The 21,475-nt window shown below is 32.7% G+C and carries 14 protein-coding genes and 1 pseudogene; 11 read left to right on the top strand and 4 right to left on the bottom strand.

Annotation, left to right across the window (positions count from 1 at the left end; translation table 11 throughout):
- Nucleotides 1-221: 221 nt before the first annotated feature.
- Complete coding sequence (gene mecA1, locus LQ693_RS09400) at nt 222-2,222, bottom strand: PBP2a family beta-lactam-resistant peptidoglycan transpeptidase MecA1 (protein ID WP_107572959.1); 2,001 nt, start codon at nt 2,220-2,222, stop codon at nt 222-224.
- 288 nt (nt 2,223-2,510) lie between these two features.
- On the opposite strand from mecA1, the pseudogene LQ693_RS09395 reads away from it, so the two are divergent.
- From LQ693_RS09395 to fadH, 7 genes and pseudogenes are all read left to right on the top strand, one after another.
- Nucleotides 2,511-4,335 (top strand): annotated as a pseudogene (locus LQ693_RS09395) (APC family permease).
- Nucleotides 4,336-4,857: 522 nt separating this feature from the next.
- Nucleotides 4,858-6,006, top strand: coding sequence for an ROK family transcriptional regulator (locus LQ693_RS09390; protein ID WP_107596591.1), 1,149 nt, complete (start codon nt 4,858-4,860; stop codon nt 6,004-6,006).
- A 157-nt stretch (nt 6,007-6,163) separates the two neighbouring features.
- On the top strand, nt 6,164-7,486 hold the full coding sequence (gene xylA / locus LQ693_RS09385) for a xylose isomerase (RefSeq protein WP_025907538.1): 1,323 nt from the start codon (nt 6,164-6,166) through the stop codon (nt 7,484-7,486).
- Nucleotides 7,487-7,491: 5 nt separating this feature from the next.
- Entirely contained in the window at nt 7,492-8,982 is a 1,491-nt protein-coding gene (xylB, locus tag LQ693_RS09380) for a xylulokinase (RefSeq protein WP_025907540.1), read from the top strand.
- A 20-nt stretch (nt 8,983-9,002) separates the two neighbouring features.
- Nucleotides 9,003-10,457: a D-xylose transporter XylE gene (gene xylE / locus LQ693_RS09375; protein ID WP_025907542.1), complete on the top strand. Its 1,455-nt coding sequence runs from the start codon at nt 9,003-9,005 to the stop codon at nt 10,455-10,457.
- Nucleotides 10,458-10,677: 220 nt separating this feature from the next.
- A complete protein-coding gene (locus LQ693_RS13760; protein WP_308192899.1) occupies nt 10,678-12,018 on the top strand; it encodes a hypothetical protein in 1,341 nt (446 codons plus the stop codon).
- A 184-nt stretch (nt 12,019-12,202) separates the two neighbouring features.
- Entirely contained in the window at nt 12,203-12,967 is a 765-nt protein-coding gene (fadH, locus tag LQ693_RS09365; RefSeq protein WP_048540465.1) for a 2,4-dienoyl-CoA reductase, read from the top strand.
- A 53-nt stretch (nt 12,968-13,020) separates the two neighbouring features.
- Here fadH and nadA read toward each other — a convergent pair whose 3' ends face one another.
- The 3 genes from nadA to LQ693_RS09350 are packed head-to-tail and all read right to left on the bottom strand — an operon-like array spanning nt 13,021 to nt 16,480.
- Nucleotides 13,021-14,121, bottom strand: a complete 1,101-nt coding sequence (nadA, locus tag LQ693_RS09360) for a quinolinate synthase NadA (protein ID WP_107634183.1) — start codon at nt 14,119-14,121, stop codon at nt 13,021-13,023.
- Nucleotides 14,122-14,955: a carboxylating nicotinate-nucleotide diphosphorylase gene (gene nadC / locus LQ693_RS09355; protein WP_107634184.1), complete on the bottom strand. Its 834-nt coding sequence runs from the start codon at nt 14,953-14,955 to the stop codon at nt 14,122-14,124.
- Nucleotides 14,906-16,480 (bottom strand): L-aspartate oxidase, encoded by a 1,575-nt coding sequence (locus LQ693_RS09350; protein ID WP_107634185.1) that lies wholly within the window; start codon nt 16,478-16,480, stop codon nt 14,906-14,908. The genes nadC and LQ693_RS09350 overlap by 50 nt, the downstream gene beginning before the upstream one ends.
- 88 nt (nt 16,481-16,568) lie before the next feature.
- Between LQ693_RS09350 and LQ693_RS09345 the strand changes: the two genes are divergently transcribed.
- The 4 genes from LQ693_RS09345 to LQ693_RS09330 all read left to right on the top strand — a co-directional run bounded on the left by LQ693_RS09345 (nt 16,569) and on the right by LQ693_RS09330 (nt 21,350).
- Nucleotides 16,569-17,660: a cysteine desulfurase family protein gene (locus tag LQ693_RS09345; RefSeq protein WP_107634186.1), complete on the top strand. Its 1,092-nt coding sequence runs from the start codon at nt 16,569-16,571 to the stop codon at nt 17,658-17,660.
- Nucleotide 17,661: 1 nt separating this feature from the next.
- A complete protein-coding gene (locus LQ693_RS09340; RefSeq protein WP_025907553.1) occupies nt 17,662-18,180 on the top strand; it encodes a transcription repressor NadR in 519 nt (172 codons plus the stop codon).
- Nucleotides 18,181-18,357: 177 nt separating this feature from the next.
- Nucleotides 18,358-20,694 carry an immune inhibitor A domain-containing protein gene (locus LQ693_RS09335; protein ID WP_025907555.1) on the top strand — a complete coding sequence of 779 codons (2,337 nt, stop codon included), beginning with the start codon at nt 18,358-18,360 and terminating at the stop codon, nt 20,692-20,694.
- A gap of 143 nt (nt 20,695-20,837) precedes the next feature.
- Nucleotides 20,838-21,350: a YfiT family bacillithiol transferase gene (locus LQ693_RS09330; RefSeq protein ID WP_107565906.1), complete on the top strand. Its 513-nt coding sequence runs from the start codon at nt 20,838-20,840 to the stop codon at nt 21,348-21,350.
- Nucleotides 21,351-21,475 lie beyond the last annotated feature (125 nt).

The following is a 21,475-nucleotide window of genomic DNA, read 5'->3' as shown; positions in this document are numbered from 1 at the left end:
ACTATGCATAGTATTTAGCTCGGCATCCGTAACAAGTAGTTGGTTTGATTTTTAACCAACACTTTTTACGGATATAGTAAGCGATAGCGCGTTAGATTATATAAAAAATAAACTGTGAAGTAGAGTCGTACGTTCTCTACTTACACAGTTTATTTTACACTCCCATTTTTTAAAGACATAAAAACAGAGCAGCATCCAATCGCGGATGCTGCTCTGTTTGTTTATTTATCAATACGATACGTTTTCTTACCGTTATCATATAAATCGTCATACACTTTTCCAGATATTTTGGCATTGTAACTTGCCATGCCTTTATCTTGTACATCTTTCACATTAATAGCCATCATCATATTTGGATTATTTTTATCATATGAAATGAACCAACCTATTTGTTGTCCTGTCTCACCTTGTTTCATCTTGAGTTCAGCTGTACCTGATTTACCAACTAAGTTGGCATATGATCTATAAATATCTTCTCTATGTGTTTTGTTAACGACTTGTTGCATACCGTCTGTTAACAACTTAATATTTTCCTGGGAAATGATGTTCTTCTTCCAGACTTTATTTTTCGTATCTTTCAGTACATGTGGTGCATTCACATTACCTTTGTTCTCTAATGCGCTGTATATTGAAAGAATTTGAACAGGATTGATTAATATTTCACCTTGGCCATAACCTGAGTCAGCTAACAATATTTCATTATCTAAGTTCTTATTTGAAATTTGTGCATTGTAGAATGGATAATCACTCGGGATATCTTCACCAACACCAAGGCGTTTCATTCCTTCTTCGAATTTTTTGCTGCCTAATTCAAGTGCAACTCTCGCAAAGAAGATATTATCTGATGATTCAATAGCTTGTTTTAAGTCAATATCGCCATTCACGACCTCATATCTTGTAACGTTGTAGTCACCCCAAGATTTATCTTTTTGCCAACCTTTTCCATTAATTTTATAACTTGTTTTGCCGTCTAATGTCTTATTGTTTAAGCCAATCATGGCTGTTAATATTTTTTGAGTCGAACCCGGTGATGTCGTAATTTGGAACTTATTAAGGAGTGGCTCTTTATCATCTTCAGTTAATTTCTTATAATCTTCATCGTTCATTCCATTCATAAATGGATAAACATCATAAGATGGCGTGCTGACAAGTGCTAAGAGTTCACCAGTTTTTGGATGAATAGCAGTCCCCGAACCGTAGTCATCTTTCATGTTGTTATAAATACTTTTTTGGACTCTAGCATCAATGGTTAATTTAATATCTTTACCGTCTTTTTTCTTTTTCTCGATTAATGTATCTATCACTTTATTTTGATCATCAATAATTGTGACACGGTATCCGTCTTTATTTTGAAGTTCTTTATCGTATAGTTTTTCGATACCTTTTTTACCAACGATGGCATCCTTTTTATAACCTTTAAATGCTTTTTGCTTCAATTCTTCTGAATTAATAGGGCCAACGTATCCAAGTAAGTGCGTTGTTGCTTCTTCAAACGGATACTCTCGACTTTCTGTTTCCTGTGATGTGAGATGATACTTTTCAACAAAATTCTTTAAATCTTGATTCATATCTTGAACAGTCTTGAGAGGGACGAATGTATCATCTTTAACCCAATCCTGTTCTGTTTGTTGTTTAATATACGATTCTGAAAGGTCTAACTTTTCAGCGATTGCTTTGTAATCACTTGTGGAAACATTATTAGGAACAATACCAACTTCATGTGCTGTTCCTGTAGTGGCTAACTCTACATTGTTTCGGTCTAAAATCTTACCACGTTCTGATTTCAATGGTTCAATATTGATGGATTGATTTTTCTTCATGCCTGGAATAATGACACTTTGATTCCAATCCAATTTCCAATCTTTATCTTCTTTAATAAAGTTTAATTTAACGTCATGATTAATTTTGCCGTAATTCGTTTGCAGTTCATACTTTGCTGTGACTTGCTTTTTGTTTTTCGAAACCTTTTTGATATCACGATCTTTAATGTTGATATCTTTGACGCCGAGACTGTCATAAATCTTAATAGGGCGGTCTGTCATTTCTACTTCACCATTATCGTTTTTAGATTGGTAAGTACTATTTTTAAAGACTTGCTTAACGTTTTTATCTTCAATGGCATCAATTGTTTCGTTTATTTTCTTATCTTTAGATGCATAAAAGAATACGCCTGAACCAACAGCGATGATTACAATCACGATGGCGATGATTAATTTTTTCATAAGAATCCTCCCAGAATTAGGACTAAGAATGAGTGTTTCAGTTATTCAAGTTGTGAATACAAATATAACATAAATAATCAATTTACCCTTATTATGAAAGTTTATTAATGGAGTAATATACACTTTAATTAAGAGTTATTTTATTAATAAAGAGAAATAATACGCTTGAAAGATGGTTGCTTATATACTTTTAAATTTGATGAGCGTATAAATATATATATGCTTTTGATGTCATCAATCGTTAACGTTTTATTCAATTTATTAAATATGATTAGGAGATTAGATATGATATTTTCTCAAGCTAAAAGATTACTAATAGGTAAACCAAAGAAAAACAAAGAGTTACAAAATGAAAAGATTAGTAATACAAAAGTGTTAGCCATACTTTCATCAGATGCATTGTCCTCTGTAGCATACGGACCAGAGCAGATTTTAATTGTGCTCTCAGTGTTAGGTGCTATAGCAGCTTGGTATACACTACCGATTACGGCATTTATTTTGATACTGTTAATCACATTAGTGCTGTCATATAGACAAGTTATTTACGCTTATCCTCATGGTGGTGGTGCTTATACCGTTTCAAAACATAACTTAGGAGAAAAATGGTCGCTACTAGCAGGTGGGTCGTTACTTGTAGACTATATATTAACAGTCGCTGTTAGTATTTCATCAGGTACTGATGCATTTGTAGCCGCATTTCCATCTTTATATGAAAACGAATTTTAATAGCATGTATTTTAGTCGTATTGATTTTAATTTTGAACTTAAGAGGTTTAACAGAATCTGCAACGTGTTGTCGTATCCCGTATATTTATTTATATTTGGTTTGATTATGCTTATTGTTGTTGGTGTATGGAAAGTAGCAACTGGCCAAGCTGAACCACAAACAATATCCGTTGTCGGTAGCTCAGTACCGGGTGTAACGTTCTTTCTATTACTAAAAGCATTTTCATCTGGTGCATCATCTTTAACAGGTGTTGAAGCGATATCGAACTCAGTTAAAAGTTTCAAAGATCCCGCACCCAAAAATGCTGTTAAGACTTTAATCGCAATGGGAAGTATTTTAGGGTTTATGCTTGTAGGTATGGTCTATTTAACTTATTTCTATGGCATTATGCCACAAAGAGAAACGACTGTATTATCTCAACTTGCGAAACAAGTCTTTGGAGAAAATGTGATATTCTACTTTATTCAAGGTGCAACAGTACTCATTCTGATATTAGCGGCTAATACTGGATTTACAGCATTCCCACTACTCGCAGCAAATATGGCTAAAGATAAGTACATGCCACATATGTTTACAGTTCGTGGTGATAGATTAGGTTATTCGAACTCTATTATTATATTAGGTGTTTTAGCAATATTTTTAATAATAGGCTTTAACGGCAAAACTGAAAACTTAGTTCCACTATATGCAGTGGGGATGTTCATTCCGTTTACGTTAGCACAACTCGGTATGATGATAAAATGGATCAAAGAAAAACCGAAACATTGGAAAAAGAAATTAGCAATCAATACATTAGGTACTGTTATAACATTTACAATATTTATGATTTTACTCATAACAAAAATGCCACACGTGTGGCCAATCTTAATCTTTTTACCGATCGTCGTATTGATGTTTGTTCGAATTCATAAACACTATATAAATATCGCGAAAGAATTACACGTTTCAGAATCACACAAAAGCACTACAACAAAAAGTAAGAACTTAGCCATTATTCCAATAAGCGGTATCACAAATGCAGTAGATAAATCTATCGCATATGCAAAATTAACATCTGACGATATCATCGTTGTACACGTAGCAGTAGGTGAAACAAATGAGAAGAAATTACAAGCGAAATGGAAGTCATTGTACCCAGATATACGACTTGTCGTATTGCATTCAGAGTACAGAGACGTCATTAAACCTATCACGCGTTTTATAGATAAAATTAATCATAAAGCAACAGCAGAAGATTATTTAATAACTGTTATCATACCGCAATTTATTACAAATAGAAGATGGCATAATTTATTACACAATCAAACAAGCTTTATGTTAAAAGTGCATTTATTCTATAGAAAGAATATCGTCATATCAACGATACCATACAAATTAAAACATTAAACTGAAAATCGTTTGTATTTTACACCTATATATTTAAAAAAAGCAGAGGAAACAATCAAAAGATTGAATATTTCCTCTGCCTTTTTAATGCAATAAAACTGAAATTAACCGAAAGTTTGAATGCAAGTCTTGATTAAATCAATAATGCTTGTAATAACACCAGCGATATCCATTTGCAAAACCTCTTTCCTTTTAAGATACATTAAGTATAAATAAACTTAACCCATTTATGTTAAAAATTCCCTATAAAGCCAAAAATCATACATAACTGCCAATGAGTTAAAAAACAACGTACAAATATGCACAAAAATCCATCATTTAGGGAATGTGAAGAGTTTTAAACAGTTTGGAAAAAAAGAAGATTAAAGAGAAAAAGAGTTGAGAAAACATATAAATTGGACATTCTAATATTTGAATGAGCATTTACAAGTGATTTGACATTTTCTAATTTGTGTTAAAATAATTGGTATAAATGACAATATAAATAATAACAATTCAAAATAACTTATGGGGTATGCAAATATGGAAAATATTTTAAACATTAATGATAATGAAAAAAGAGTGCTAAGAGAAATATATAATCATCATAATATTTCACGTACTCAAATATCCAAAAACCTTGAAATTAATAAGGCAACTATTTCTAGTATTTTGAATAAATTAAAAATAAAATCTTTAGTTCGTGAAGTTGGAGAAGGGGATAGTACAAAAAGTGGGGGAAGAAAGCCTATTCTTCTTAAAGTAAACCATCTTTATGGCTATTTTGTTTCTTTAGATCTAACTTATAGTTCAGTTGATATTATGTATAATTATTTTGATGGAAATATAATAAAACATCAATCATATGAGTTACCAGATGATAAAGCTAGTAGTATATTAAAAGTGTTGAAAGAAAATATTGATATCAGTAATAAATATGAAACTTTAAATGGTTTATTAGGAGTATCAGTCTCTATTCATGGTGTTGTAGATAACGAACAAAATATTACTTATTTACCATTTCATGATACAGAAGATATATGTCTCTCTCAAGAAATCAAAAAATTTGCAAATGCTCCAGTTGTAATCGAGAATGAAGCAAATTTATCAGCATTATATGAACATAATTTTAATCGTAATAATGCCCACAAAAATCTTATTTCTTTAAGTATACATAAAGGGATAGGTGCTGGCCTTATCATTAATGACCAATTATATAGAGGGGAAAATGGAGAAGCAGGAGAAATAGGCAAAACACTCATGTCGAAAATGGTTGATAATATAGAAACTTTTCACAAAGTTGAGGATATATTTTCACAAGAAGCCCTTTTACAGAATATTAGCATGCAGATGAACGAGCGTATAACTTTGAAAGAGCTAATAAAGTATTATAATGACAAGAATCCAATTGTAATTGAAGAAATGAAACAATTTATTAGTAAAATTGCAGTTCTCATACATAATTTAAATATTCAATTTAACCCCAGTGCGATTTATATAAATTGTCCATTATTTAATGAAATGCCTACAATTTTGGAAGAAATTAAGAATGAGTTTAAACGATATGATCGTAATGATATTCAAATTCAGTTAACATCAAATGTGCAATTCGCTACTTTATTAGGTGGTACTTTATCAATAATGCAAAAAATATTAAAAATTGATGACTTATACTTAAATATCAGATTATAAATAATATATCCACATAAACCGTACTAGATAAGCTTCTAGTGCGTTTTTTTCATGATATTTATATAGTAAGCGTTTACATATTGCAATAAGTGTGCTATATTATCTCTAAAGTTAGTTTGTTTATTAAACTAACCAACTAAAATCTAGGAGGATTTCCATGACATACTTTAACGTTGACAATATAAAATACGAAGGTTCTAAATCAAATAATATTTATAGTTTCAAATACTATAATCCAGATGAAAAATTAGGTAATAAGACTATGGCAGAGCATTTAAGATTTAGTGTTGCATACTGGCATACTTTTACTGCTGACCTATCGGATCCATTTGGTGTTGGTGCAGCTGAACGTGATTGGGATAATCTGGATGAGATGGGGAAAGCTAAAGCTCGAGTTGAAGCAATTTTTGAGTTTATGGAAAAATTAAATATTGAATATTTCTGTTTCCATGATGTAGATATTGCGCCAGAAGGTAAGAATTTAAAAGAATCTAATGAAAATTTAGATATAATTGTAGATTTAATTCAAGAAAAAATGAAAAGTACGGGTAAAAAATTATTATGGAATACGACTAATAACTTTACACATGAACGTTTTGTACATGGTGCAGCTACTACTTCTAATGCTGAAGTATATGCATACGCGGCAGCCAAAGTGAAAAAATCATTAGAAATTGCTAAAAAGCTTGGTGCAGAAAACTTTGTATTCTGGGGCGGCCGTGAAGGTTATGAAAGTTTACTAAATACTGATATGAAATTAGAGTTAGACAATTTAGCTAATTTCTTTAAAATGGCGAAGGACTATGCTAATGAAATAGGCTACGAAGGACAATTTCTAATAGAACCTAAACCAAAAGAACCAACTTCTCATCAATATGATACTGATGTTGCTACAGGACATGCCTTTTTACAAAAATATGGTTTAGATAAAATATTTAAATTTAATATTGAAGCAAATCATGCAACATTAGCTGGCCATACATTTCAACATGAATTAAGATATGCGCGTGATAATCAATTATTAGGTTCAGTTGATGCAAACCAAGGGCATCCGTTATTAGGATGGGATACGGATGAATTTCCAACTGACGTTTACGATACGACTTTAGCGATGTATGAAATATTGAAAAATGGTGGATTAAACCCTGGTGGATTAAACTTTGACGCTAAACCAAGAAGAACATCATTTAAACAAGAAGATTTAATCCTTACGCATATTGCGGGTATGGATACATTTGCATTAGGTCTTAGAGTTGCTCACAAAATGATTGAAGATAATTTCTTTGAAAATATTATAAATGATAAGTATCAATCATTTAATGAGGGAATCGGTAAACAAATAGTTGAAGGTAAAACTTCATTTAAAGAATTAGAAGAATATGCTTTAAACATTGATAAAATCGAAAATGAATCAGATCATCTAGAAGTGATTAAGACTCAAATTAATCAATATATTTTAAATATTAACAATGGAGATTGATAATTATGGAATATGTAATTGGCATCGATATCGGTACGAGTGGATTGAAGTCAGTTCTTGTCAATAAAGAAGGATTAGTTGCTGATTCATATAGTGTTAACTATGAAACATATCATCCTAAGTCAGGTTATAGCGAGATGGACCCTAATATTTGGTATGAAGCGACAATTGAAAGTTTAAAATATTTATTAAATAAGTATGGAGAACAATCGATTTCAGGTATCAGTTTTTCAGGTCAGATGCACGGTTTAGTAGTAGTTGATGAAAAAGGAGAAAGTATAAGACCAGCAATTCTATGGAATGATACGCGTACTTCACAAGAAGTAGAAAACATTAAAAATGCTGTAGGATTAAAGCAATTACTTAATTACACTCAAAATACAGTACTTGAAGGATTCACACTACCAAAGTTAATCTGGTTGAAAAATCATGAACCTGAAAACTACAATAAAATTTTTAAATTTATGTTACCAAAAGACTATGTTGTCTATAAATTGACTGGAAATATATATACTGAACCATCAGATGCTTCTGGGACTATATTGTATAACATAAAATCGGAAGAATGGTCTGAAGAATTACTCAACACTTTACGAATCAATCCAAATATTTGTCCAAAAGTGATTGGATCACATGAAAAAAGTGGTGTATTAGTCGATAAACTGAAAGATCAGTTGAATATTAGTGTGGATATTAATGTCTATCAAGGTGGAGCTGATAATGCTTGTGGTGCGCTTGGTTCAGGTATTACAGATGAATCAAAACAGCTTGTAAGTATTGGAACTTCAGGTGTGGCCTTATCTATAGAGAATGATACGAATTATCAAAATGATGGTAGCATGCATTATTTTGCTCATTGTGTTCCTAATCAAAAATATATAATGGGTGTCACGCTATCAGCTGGATACAGTTTGTCATGGCTTAAAAATTTAATAAGTAAGTCGGATGATTTTAGTGTATTTCTAGAAGATTTTTCCCAGTCTAAAATTGGTGCAAATGGATTATTATATACACCATATTTATTGGGAGAACGTACGCCATATAATGATGCAGTTGTAAGAGGTAGCTTTATAGGATTAGACGCTAATACAACTCAATTAGATATGAAGCGGTCTGTTATTGAAGGAATAACTTATTCTATTAATGAAAGTATAGAGATTATGAAAAATAATAACATCGCTATTCAAGAAATTGTATCAATTGGTGGTGGTGCTAAAAATAAAGAATGGTTACAAATTCAAGCAGATGTCTTCGGCGTAACGATTGTTACACGTACTGAAGAGCAAGGACCAGCTTATGGTGCCGCTATGTTAGCAGCTATGGGAGAAAAATGGTTTAAATCATTTAAAGATCTAAATGATGCTTGGATTGAGTATAAAGAAAAAATAGTACCAATTACTGAACATATAAATTCTTATCAAACGTTATTTAACATTTATAAAAATGTATACACTGCCACTCAGCCAATAACAAAAGATTTAACTCAATTTAAATAGCATATCAGGGAGATGGGGTAATGAGTAGTTATGATAATAAGAAGTTTATCTTTAAGATTGCTTTAATAGCAACGCTTGGTGGATTATTATTTGGTTATGACACAGCAGTAATTTCTGGTGCAGAACAATCATTACAAAAATACATTACAGCAGATTATGGGAGTTTCATTCATGGTATAACAGTTTCTAGTGCCTTAATCGGCTGTATTATAGGAGGATTACTTTCTTCTAATGTTTCGAAAAACTTTGGAAGAAAGAAATCTTTACAAATAGCTGCAATTTTATTTATAGTTTCTGCAATTTTATCTGGTTATCCGGAGTTTCTATTCTTTAATCGTGGTGAGGCTTCTCTTGGATTACTTGTTATGTTTAATTTATATCGTATTATAGGTGGAATAGGTGTTGGATTAGCATCAGCAATATCACCAATGTATATTAGTGAAATATCACCTTCATCAATTCGAGGTAGGCTAGTATCTTGGAATCAGTTTGCAATTATATTCGGTATGTTAGTTGTATATTTTGTAAATTACGGTATTACATTTGGTAGAACACAAAATTGGATTGATATTATTGGTTGGAGATATATGTTTATTACCGAAGCAATTCCAGCTATAGTATTTTTCATTTTATTATTTTTAGTACCAGAAACACCAAGGTATTTAATTTTAGCTAATAAAGATAAAGAAGCATTTTCAGTTTTAAGCAAAATATATACATCCAAACAGCATGCTAAAAATGTACTGAATGATATATTAGCTACAAAAAGTAAAAATAATGAATTGAAAGCACCATTATTTAGTTTCGGTAAAACTGTTATTTTTACAGGGATTTTACTCTCTATTTTCCAACAGTTTATTGGAATTAATGTAGCACTATACTATGCACCTAGAATATTTGAAAATTTAGGTGTTGGTAGTGATGCATCAATGATGCAAACAGTTGTTATGGGATTAGTTAATGTAATATTTACTTTAGTAGCAATAAAATATGTCGATAAATTTGGTCGTAAACCGTTACTTATTATAGGTTCAATAGGAATGGCAATTGGTATGATTGGCATGAGTGTCTTAACAGCCAGTGGTATATTTGGTATTATCACATTGCTATTTATGGTTATTTATACAGCTTCATTTATGATGAGTTGGGGTCCAATTATTTGGGTGTTATTATCTGAAATATTCCCTAATAGAATTAGAAGTGGAGCAATGGCAATAGCGGTAGCAGTGCAATGGTTAGCGAACTTTACGATTACTTCTACATATCCATTCTTAATGGATATTAGTGGCACAATGACATATGGATTTTATGCAGCAATGAGTATATTATCTGGTATATTTGTTTGGAAATTCATTCCTGAAACTAAAGGTAAGACATTAGAAGAACTAGAATCTATTTGGCAAAAGGATAGAAAAACAAAAGCAGATAATAGCGAATCTAAAGTTTTTACAGAATCTCTACAAGAAAGAAATTAAACATGTAGATTATAAAAACCACTAAAGTTCTGATTGAAAAATCATTTACTTTAGTGGTTTTTGAGATTTAAAATATAACGATTATATTAAAAGTATCAGTGAAATATCTCTGAATACATTTCAATTTACATTGTATTTGTTACAATAGTAAAGAACATGTATATAACTTATTTAAAATTATTTAGCGAATATATTATAAATTAACAAGGGAGTGATTCTTTTGAAGAAGCAGCTGTTCTCTGGTCTTGTACTTATGTCGGTTGTGATATTGAGTGGTTGTACGATTAGTATTGGTGGAGATTCAAATGATGACAAGTCATCTGAAAATGCTCAAAAGGGTGAATCACAAGATAATCAGTCTAATGATTCATCAAACAATGAGGATAATAGTAATGAAAGTGGCATTAAAGATGAATCGAATATCACTGAACAACAGAGTATTGCGATGGCTATGTTAGATCCTAGTGTTGAAGATGATATTGTAACAGGTGATGAATTATTATCTGGAAAATATACGCAAACTTTTGGAGCTGGTGAGAAGAAAGAACGTAATATTGATACGTTAGAACTTGCTGAAAGTCCGGAACTAAATAAGATGAAAAACAAACCAAATGGTATGAAGTTCTATAGTTTGAATGCTACTAAAGGTAGCTATGCGACAATAGTCGGTGTAAATAAGGATGAAGTTGTATATATTAAAACACAAAGTGCTGTTCAAGATTTTAATGATGTCATAGATAATGGAACAGTAGATCGTTTGAACATTGCTGATTTATATAAGAAATATAAAGATAATCGCAAAGTTTCTAATGTAGCAAGTAAGATTGAGTATGTAGATCCATTACCTTCTAGTTATGATGATTCAGATGAGGATAACAATTCTAACGAGAATGTAAATAGTGATGAATACTACGCGAAGGTATGGTTAACGGCTTTACCGAGTTATCGAAATATGGATGAAAGTGAAATGAATGCAGAGCTTGAATTTAATAATCTTGAGGGTGAGTATTTAAATCCGTATAACAAAGCAAATACGGTGAAATATCCTAAAGGTGTGTATCGTTTGGCAGGTTATCCTACTGCTGCTGGACATGTTGTATATAAGAATAATGGAGATGGTACGATTTCTATTTATAATGTGCCTTCACATTTTCATGATGAAAGATGGACAGAAGATGATGATTACTCTCAAAAAGAGTCTGAAAAGATTTTAAACAATCCGAAAGTTGTTAAGCTTTATGATGCGTCTGACGAACAAATAGAAAGAACTGTGAAAATGTTTGATGGATCATCTTCTATGGATGATGATGTTTCAGATGAGGATAGTAATTCTGAAAAAGTAACACGAGAGAATGTTATTGATAAAGTAGAATCGTATGAAGGTGAAACGTTAGATACAGATAAATATACGTTTAAAGAGCCTGAGAAGACAGATGAAGGTAAATGGGGCTTCTCATTTGAAGATAAAGATGGCAATTTAGCAGGTTCGTATATTATAGATGATGACGGCAAAGTGACTGAGTATGATGAAGATGGAGAAGAAGTCGGATCAGGATATTAATATATTGAAAGACCTTTGAGCGTAACGTTCAAAGGTCTTTTTATTATACTAATAAATATTTTTTAAAGATTTATGTAATGTGTAACTTCTGTTTAATTGTCCTTTATTGCAACTTATTGTACACTGTATGTAAGCGCTTACTAAACGCAAGTATTTTAATATAGTAAATATGAGGAGAATATATATGAAGGATAAAGTGATCATTGTAACGGGTGGTAGCAGTGGTATGGGTAAAGCGATGGCAACGAGATTTGCTGCAGATGGTGCAAAAGTTGTCATAACTGGACGCTCACTTGAAAGACTTGAAGAAGCGAAAAAGGATATAGAACAAGAAGAAGGACAAGTATTATGTATTGATATGGACGTACGTGATCCAGAACGTGTTCAGTATACAGTAGATGAAACGATTAAAACATTTGGTAAAATAGACGGATTAGTCAATAATGCAGCAGGAAATTTCATTTGTGCAGCTGAAGATTTATCTTATAACGGTTGGAATTCAGTTATTGATATTGTATTAAATGGGACTTTTTATTGTTCGCAAGCAGTAGGTAAAGAATGGATTAAGAGTGGTCATAAAGGTCGTATATTGAATATTGTAGCAACATATTCATGGACAGCTGGTGCAGGAGTTATACATTCAGCAAGTGCCAAAGCAGGTGTGCTTGCTATGACGAGAACATTAGCAGTTGAATGGGGAAGTAAATACGGTATTACAGTTAATGCCATTGCACCTGGACCGATTGATAATACAGGTGGTGCTAAGAAGTTAACGTTATCTGAAGATGCCAGACAACAAACGTTAGATAGTGTTCCTGTAGGTAGAATGGGCCAACCTGAAGAAATTGCAGGATTAGCAAGATTTTTATTCTCAGATGAAGCGGCTTATATCAATGGCGATTGTATCACAATGGATGGCGGTCAGTGGTTAAATCGAAATCCATTTTAATATTAAATAACCTTTCACCTCGAATGTATTATAGGTGAAAGGTTATTTTTTTATTAAACGATACTTAACATACGTTCTAATGATTGTTTCGCAAAATGCGATGTTTCTTTATCGACTTTAATAATGTTTGATCGATCTCCAGCAATGATTTTATCTAAGCACCATGCTAGATGAGGTAAGTCAATTCTATTCATTGTTAAGCATGAACACATAAGTGGATTAAGGGATTCAATTGTAATATCTGTATATGTTTCTTTTAAGCGTTGCACGAGGTTCATTTCAGTACCAATCACCCAATGAGAACCTTTTGGTGCATTTTTTATTTTGTCGATTATATATTTAGTTGAACCTGCATAGTCTGCCATTTGTACAATATCAAATTGACATTCTGGGTGTACAATAACATTCACGTCTGGATCTTTTTGTCGCGCTTGATCTATATGAATGGGGTAGAACTTTTCATGAACAGAGCAGTGTCCCTTCCATAAGATGATTCTAATATCTTCATCACGACCATCGAAGTCTAGTTTCTTTTGTATCGGATCCCAGACAGCCATTTCCTCAAGTTTAATACCTAATTTATAAGCGGTATTACGACCTAAATGTTGATCAGGTAAAAATAATATACGTTTATCTTGATCTAAAGCCCATTGAATCACACTGTCAGCATTACCACTTGTCACACAAGAGCCACCATTTTCTCCGACGAATTTTTTGATTGCAGCAGTCGAGTTCACATAAGTAAGCGGTAGAATATTATCACCTAAACGACTTGTTAATATGTCATAGCCGTGAAGCGCTTGTTCAATATTTGCCATATCTGCCATAGAGCAACCTGCAGATAAATCGGGTAAGTAAATATCTTGATTATCATCAGTCAAAATATCAGCAGTTTCAGCCATAAAATGAACACCATTAAAGACGAAATATTGAGCCTTAGTATTCTCTTTACAAATACGTGCAAGTTCCAGAGAGTCGCCCATAATATCAGCAAATTGAGCAACTTCATTTTTTTGATAGTGATGCGTTGGCATAAATAAACGATCACCTAATGAAGTTTTAATGGATTTGATTTTGTCTTCAAGTTCTTGATGAGACATTTTTATGTACTTTTCAGGAATAGATTGGGCATTCTCAATTGTGAGATTAAACATTTATATAACCACCTTTGCAGAGATATCTAATGCATGTTGCTCATAAAATAACGAACCTATAGAAATATAATCGACGCCCGTTTCAGCGTAGTCGACAACATTTTTAATATTGATGTTACCGGATGCTTCAGTTTGTATATGTTCAGGCACTTTCGCAATATGTGCTTTTATCCATTCCGGTTTGCAATTATCAAACATAATGATATCCACATTGGATAAAATGGCTTCATCTAAAGCTTGTTCATCTTCAACTTCTATTTCGATTTTATCCATTGGTCCGATATGTTGCTTAGCTTTAGCAACAAGTTCACGAATCGATGGACTGAAACTGATATGATTGTCTTTTAACATTAATCCGTCATTAAGCGTTCGACGGTGATTATAGCCACCACCAATAAATACTGAATGTTTCTCAAACATACCTAATCCTGGCGTTGTCTTTCTCGTATCTACAATCTTGACGTTTGTATGCTGAACTTTTTGGACGATTTCATGTGTAGCTGTAGCGATACCGGACATTCTTTGAATTAAATTTAAAGTGATGCGTTCCATCGTCAAGAGGGTCGAAATACTACCTTCAATAACAGCGAGCTTCTGACCTTTCTCTATGAACGTACCTTCTTGAACGAACAAATTGGTCGTAATAGCATCATCAATCAGTTTAAAACTTTCTTGAATGATCATTTCACCACAAAATATGCCTTCTGATTTACTTAAAAGTGTTAATGTACCTTGTTGAGTGGCGTCGAATAAGCTTGAAGACAAATCACCATAATGGTTATCTTCAAGGTAAAATTGTTTGAGTTTTTCTTGGACGTATAACTTGTTTAACATGAATTGAATCCTCCATTAGTATTTCGATATCAGTATATTGCAGTATTGGTTCAGTATTCGGATAATCTAATCTGTAGTGGACACCACGTGATTCCGAACGACTTAAAGCCGATAAACAGATCATTTCTAAAGTCTTTACTTCTATATATTTCTGCCAATCTGATTGAGTCCATTCAGCTAAAGTCATCGCATTACTTAGACAATTTTGTATGTTATTTAAGTAAGCTGTGATGTCTGGACCATTACGCTCTATACCTAACACTTTAAAAGTTTGTTGACGAAAACCTTGTATGTCTTCATCACTTATTTTAGGAATATGTCGTTGCTCAGATTCACTAATATGAATATCTCTTATTTCAGATTGATGAATAGTTTCTCCGCAAAGATGTCCCATAACAAGTGCTTCAAGTAAGGAATTACTTGCTAGACGATTTGCACCATGAAAATTCGTATTACTCGCTTCTCCTATAACGTAAAAGTGGCTCAAGTTCGTTCGACCATAAATATCAGTTTTTACGCCACCCATTGTATAGTGAGCGCCAGGAGTAATAGGAATGAGGTGGTTCGCATATTCATCTGGAAAATGTTCAATGACATTTTGATAAATCGTTGGAAATCTGGTAGAAAATGCTTCAACTTGTTCAATATTAATAAAGCATTGATGACCAAGTTGTTGTTGCTGAAAGATGGCTCTACTTGTCACGTCTCTAGGAGCAAGACTTCCTAAAGAGTGTTTGTCTTCCATAAAATGCTCCCCGAGGCTATTGACTAAAATACCACCATGACCTCTTACTGCTTCAGAAACTAGACCGTATGTTTGTCCAGGCGTACCGAGTAAAGTGGGATGAAATTGAATCATTTCCATATGCCTTAATGGAATGCCGTGATGGTGCGCGATAACATGCCCTGAACTTATTGAACTGGATGCGCCTGAATGTGTAGGGAATAAATTGCTGTAACCACCTGTAGCCAAAATGACATCCTGGGCTATGATATCAAGTTGTTGTCCATGTTTATTAAGTGCACGTACACCACAAACAGCATGTTCAGTATCTTTCAACAAATCGATTACTTCAGTTTCTTCATAAATCTTAATATGCTTGGATGATAATTGATTCATCAAATGATGCGTTAAATATTTACCCGTCTGATCTCCACCAATATGTAAAATGCGTGGTCGACTGTGCGCACCTTCCATCGCAAAATCTAAAACATGTTGATTTGTAATCGTATCAAAATTCAATCCATTTTGTATGAGTTGCTCAATGTAACGATGACTATGTTGGATGATGGATTGTATAACATCAATATCTCCAATTTCATTGCCAGCTTTATACGTATCTACAATATGCGCATGGCCATTGTCATGTTCGTATTGAGAACAACAAATCCCACCTTGAGCTAGTGAACTGTTATGTTGATTTAGTTTATCTTTCGTAATGCAATAAATTTCAGTTTGCTCATTAAATGACTGTATAGCTGCTAATGCAGCGATGCCAGAACCGACTACAATTACTTTTCTCAAAGTTTACACCTTACTTTACATATATGTTATCATTTTATATACAATATATTGACACAAGAGAGCGTAAATAACAAGAGGGGGATTATAATTGATTTATTTAGATAATGCATCAACTACAATGATTGATAGCCAAGTGATGGATGTCTATCAAGATATACAACGCGAAGCATATTACAATAGTGAAAGTTTACATATAGGTGGTGTACATACTAGACAGTTGTTGGAGGAGTGTAAACAATTTATAAAGGATTACTTTTCAACAGATAAAGAAGTGATTTATACAAGAAGCGGTTCTCATGCAAATGAAATTGCGATACATAGTTTTTTGAAAGAGAAGGAGGGCGGTAAAGTACTCGTTTCACCTTATGAACACCCCTCTATACATGCCGCTTTAGAAGCTTATCAAGATGAATTTGATATCATTATGTTGCCTTTAGACAACAATGGAGAAATAGATTTAGAACAGACGGCTGCCATAATGACAGATGATGTTATGCTCATCATTGCACAACATGTTAATTCTGAGACTGGATATACACTACCTGTTGAAGAAATAGGTCAAATAGCGCTGGATTACAATGTTCCAATGCATGTTGATGGCGTACAAGCAGTTCATAAATTAAATGATATTAATGTAAAATTATTCAGTTCATACGCTTTTTCAGGACATAAGTTTCACGGTACAAAAGGATCAGGTGTTTTAATGATGAATCATGAGTATGTAAAGCCTTTAAATCAACATTATTTTCATGAAATGTATACACAAAATGGTACAATAGATTCACCAAGTATTATCGCGATGACAAAAGCATTATCAATGTCACCAAGTATTGACGAGATGCATACTTTACAACAATACTTCATTGAACAATTAAATGACTTATCATTTACACCTATTGTTTACAAAGCGCAAGCACCACATATTATTGCAGTATTAACACCGATATATGAAGGACAATATATTATGCAATATTTGTCGAATAGAAACATATGTGTTTCAACAGGTACAGCATGTGGTCATGGCGCATTGTTAAGTAGTGGTTTACAAGTTAAAATAGATTCGATACCTGAGAAAACGTATGATCAATATATACGTTTATCTATTGGAAAATTTACGACTAGAAATGACATAGATACTTGTTTGCACCATTTAAAAACAGCTATAAGAGGAGATCAGTGAAATGAATAACCCTTTTAAAAGAAGAGAACAAATTTTACAATTACTCGAGTCTTCAGATGAACCGATTAGCGGTAAACAACTGAGTCAACAATTCGATGTTTCGAGACAGATTATTGTGAAAGATATTTCTATATTGAAATCACAAAATTATAATATTGATTCAACAAGTCGTGGTTATGTTGTTAATAATGTACAATGCGGTAAAAGATATAAACGTGTCATTGTTTGCCAACATGATAATGACCGAATGGAAGAAGAGTTAAAGCTTATATTGGATAACGGGGCAATGATTGATGATGTTGCGATTGATCATCCTGTATATGGCAGTATTAAAGCGGATTTAATGATTGAAACGTACGAAGATTTATCTAAATTCATTAGTGAAATGGAAAAGTTTGAAGGACAAATGTTAGCGCACTTAACAGATAATCTTCATTTACATACGATTTCTGCACATACTGAAAAGATTTTAGACAATGCTGTAAGAGATTTAAAAGAACACCAATTTATTGTAGAATAACCAACAATATACCTCCGTATAATTTGCTTAAAGTAAAATTATACGGGGGTATATTATTTAGATATATTAAAAAGAAAAATTAGAATTTTTTGAATTCTTACTACTATTTTATGGGAATATGTATATAATGTATATAGATTAGATAAATAAGGGGGATTTTTAAAAGTGAATTTATTTATGAAAAAGTTATCAGTTGCTTCATTGAGTGCTCTGATTGCACTACCTGCATTTGCTACTCAAGCATCTGCAAATAGTGTCGCACCAAATGAAGACAGGTTACTCGAAACATTGGAAAAAGAAGGTGTCATTGAATCAACCGAAACACCTGAACAGAAAAACAAAAAAATCAGAGAGTATATGGATGGTAAAGGTGAACAATATCATCAAAAATACATACCGAATAAAGGGCTTTTTGATAAGAAGTACAACAAGGGGAACAATGGTAAGCGTTTAGAACCATTAAATAAGAATCAAAAAGAAATGTATAAAAAGAAAAACAACGGTAAACGTGTTGATAATGTTGAAGAAGAAAAATATAAAGGTAAAGTACGACAAGATAAAGTGTTAGTATTAGCGATGGAATTTCCAGATTATCCACATAGTTCGATTACGAAAGATGAAACAGATATGTACTATGATGATTATCCAGTTTCGCATTTTCAAGATATGGTATTTGGAGAAAATGGCTATAAAGGTCCAAATGGCGAGAATTTAATGAGTATGAAACAGTATTACAAAAACCAATCTGGCGGTAGTTATGATATAGATGGAAAAGTGCATGGTTGGTATAAAGCTAAACATCCTGCAAGTTATTATGGTGGAAATGTGCCAGACGAAAGTGGCAGCGATGGTAAACCGAAAGAATTGATTAAAGAAGCGTTAGAACAAGCAGCGAAAGATCCAGATATTAATTTAAGCGATTATGACCAATGGGATCGTGATGATATTGATGGTGATGGTGTTTATGATGAGAAAGATGGCATCATCGATCACATTATGATTGTACACTCTGGTCCTGGTGAAGAAGCGGGTGGCGGTAAATTAGGAACAGATGCTATTTGGTCACATAGATGGTCACTCGATTTTGATGATAAAGGTGAACCTTATACAATTCCTGGCACTGATTCTGGGCTTGATCAATTTGATGGAAAATTAGCAGCAATTGATTACACAGTTCAACCTGAAGATGGTGCAGCAGGTGTGTTCTCTCATGAATTCGGACATGATTTAGGATTACCAGATGAATATGATACAGAGTATTCAGGTAAAGGTGAACCCGTATCATTCTGGTCTATTATGTCATCAGGTAGTTGGGCAGGAACTGTTCCAGGTACTGAACCGACTGGATTTGATCCATACATGAAAGAAATGCTTCAACAATTACATGGTGGTAATTGGCAAACAGGTAATGAAATCAACGCATCTGAATTTAAGGGTGAAACGTCAGAACTTATAGATGAAGCATCTACTAAAGGGACAAACAATGATGCAATAAAAGTTAAACTCCCTGATAAATCAACTTTAATTCAAAAGCCAGTTCAAGGTAAGAAAGCATACTGGAGTGGTGCAGATGATGATTCACAATATTCAATGGAAACAGCATTAGATTTAAGTTCTGCTAAATCAAGTACGTTAAAATTTAAGACTTGGTATGATATAGAACAAGGATTTGATTATGGTTATGTTCAAGTATCTACTGACGATGGTCAAAATTGGGAAAACGTAGCAGGTAATATTACGAATAATGATGACCCATCAGAGAGTGGTCAGAACCAAGGAAATGGTATTGATGGTCAATCTGAAGGCTATGTTAATGCTAAATTTGATTTATCGAAATACGATGGTAAAAAAGTAAAATTAAGATTCTTATATGTAACAGATAAATTTGAAACAAACCCAGGTTGGTTTGTCGATAAAGTTAGAGTAACTTCAGAAGGTGGACAAAACATCTTCAGTGATAATGCAGAAGGTAAATCAAAATTTGATTTACAAGGCTTTGAACAAAGTGATGGTAATAGATATGATGAGAACTACTATTTATTACAATGGAGAAACTTTACAGGACCAGATAAAGGATTACAACACATTAAACGCGGTGGCGGAACAATGTCTTACAACAAAGGTTTAACAGTTTGGTATGTTGATAAGAGTTTCTCAGATAATAACGTAAGTTCACACCAAGGACAAGGCTTCATAAGCGTTGTAGATGCTGACCAAAATGCATTGAATTGGAAGAAGAAAGGTGTAGCTGATGATCCAGCAACAACACAATTCCAAATTAGAGACGCAGCATTTAGTTTAGATCACCAACCTAAATTGAAATTGAAAAACGAAGACGGCTATAAACTACATGATAATAAAACGAAGAAAAATCCTGTATTCGATGACAGTCAAGATTACTCAAACCAAGGACAAAAAGATGCAGGTGTATTATTACCGAATCATGGCTTGAAATTTGAAGTATCAGCAAAAAGTAAAGACAACTCAGTCGGTAAAGTGAAAATCACAAAATAAATAATGAAACAGGAACGCCAATGGGTGTTCCTGTTTTTTGGAAATTAATCAATTACTCTACGAGGTGACCTGTTTAATTTTCATTCATCGTAAATATAACCTATAATGAAGATGAATTTAATCTAATGAAAAGGGTGATTATTGTGGATGTAAGATTTCCGATTGGAGAATTAGAATTACCTGAAAAAGTAACAATGAATGATATTAATCAGTGGTTAGATGAGATTGGTAACTACGCAAATCGATTAAGAAAAGTTGTTGATGGATTAAACGACGAAGCATTAAAGAAAAAATACAGAGAAGGTAGTTGGACAGTTAGACAGCTTGTCCATCATATAGCCGATTCTCAACTGAATATGTATCAACGTTTGAAGATTGCTTTAACCGATGATAGAAAGCCGACAATAGTTGGTTTTGATCAAGAAAAATGGATTGAATTACCAGATAATGAATTACCTATCGAATGTTCTCTTAGAATGTTAGAAGGTATTAACGAACGGATTGTTGCTGTAGGACGAAGTTTAACTGAAGAACAACTGAAAAGCGCATTCATTCATGAAGATAATGGTGAAACAACAGTAGCCTTTAAAATCGCAAAGTTATCATGGCATGAAGAACATCATTTAGCACATATTAAATTAGCTTTAAATAATTAATCACAATACCGTCCAAATTATATTTGGATGGTATTTTTTTATATTAAAATATGGTAATTAATATTCTGAAAATTTTCAAAATAGTCTATTGCGAATATTTATAAAAACGCTTACAATAATAAAAT

This window comes from Mammaliicoccus sp. B-M6, assembly GCF_022386965.1.
Lineage (GTDB): Bacteria > Bacillota > Bacilli > Staphylococcales > Staphylococcaceae > Mammaliicoccus > Mammaliicoccus sciuri_A.
Note: the sequence above shows the minus strand (reverse complement) of the source record. Positions and strands in the feature narration are given on the sequence as shown.

Excerpts from the sequence above, each read along its gene's own strand:
- fadH (WP_048540465.1), top strand. The coding sequence starts at position 12,203 with ATGAAGGATAAAGTGATCATTGTAACGGGTGGTAGCAGTGGTATGGGT.
- LQ693_RS09340 (WP_025907553.1), top strand. The coding sequence starts at position 17,662 with ATGAATAACCCTTTTAAAAGAAGAGAACAAATTTTACAATTACTCGAG.
- nadC (WP_107634184.1), bottom strand. The coding sequence starts at position 14,955 with ATGTTAAACAAGTTATACGTCCAAGAAAAACTCAAACAATTTTACCTT.
- xylB (WP_025907540.1), top strand. The coding sequence starts at position 7,492 with ATGGAATATGTAATTGGCATCGATATCGGTACGAGTGGATTGAAGTCA.
- nadA (WP_107634183.1), bottom strand. The coding sequence starts at position 14,121 with ATGTTTAATCTCACAATTGAGAATGCCCAATCTATTCCTGAAAAGTAC.
- xylA (WP_025907538.1), top strand. The coding sequence starts at position 6,164 with ATGACATACTTTAACGTTGACAATATAAAATACGAAGGTTCTAAATCA.
- xylE (WP_025907542.1), top strand. The coding sequence starts at position 9,003 with ATGAGTAGTTATGATAATAAGAAGTTTATCTTTAAGATTGCTTTAATA.
- LQ693_RS09390 (WP_107596591.1), top strand. The coding sequence starts at position 4,858 with ATGGAAAATATTTTAAACATTAATGATAATGAAAAAAGAGTGCTAAGA.
- mecA1 (WP_107572959.1), bottom strand. The coding sequence starts at position 2,222 with ATGAAAAAATTAATCATCGCCATCGTGATTGTAATCATCGCTGTTGGT.
- LQ693_RS09335 (WP_025907555.1), top strand. The coding sequence starts at position 18,358 with ATGAAAAAGTTATCAGTTGCTTCATTGAGTGCTCTGATTGCACTACCT.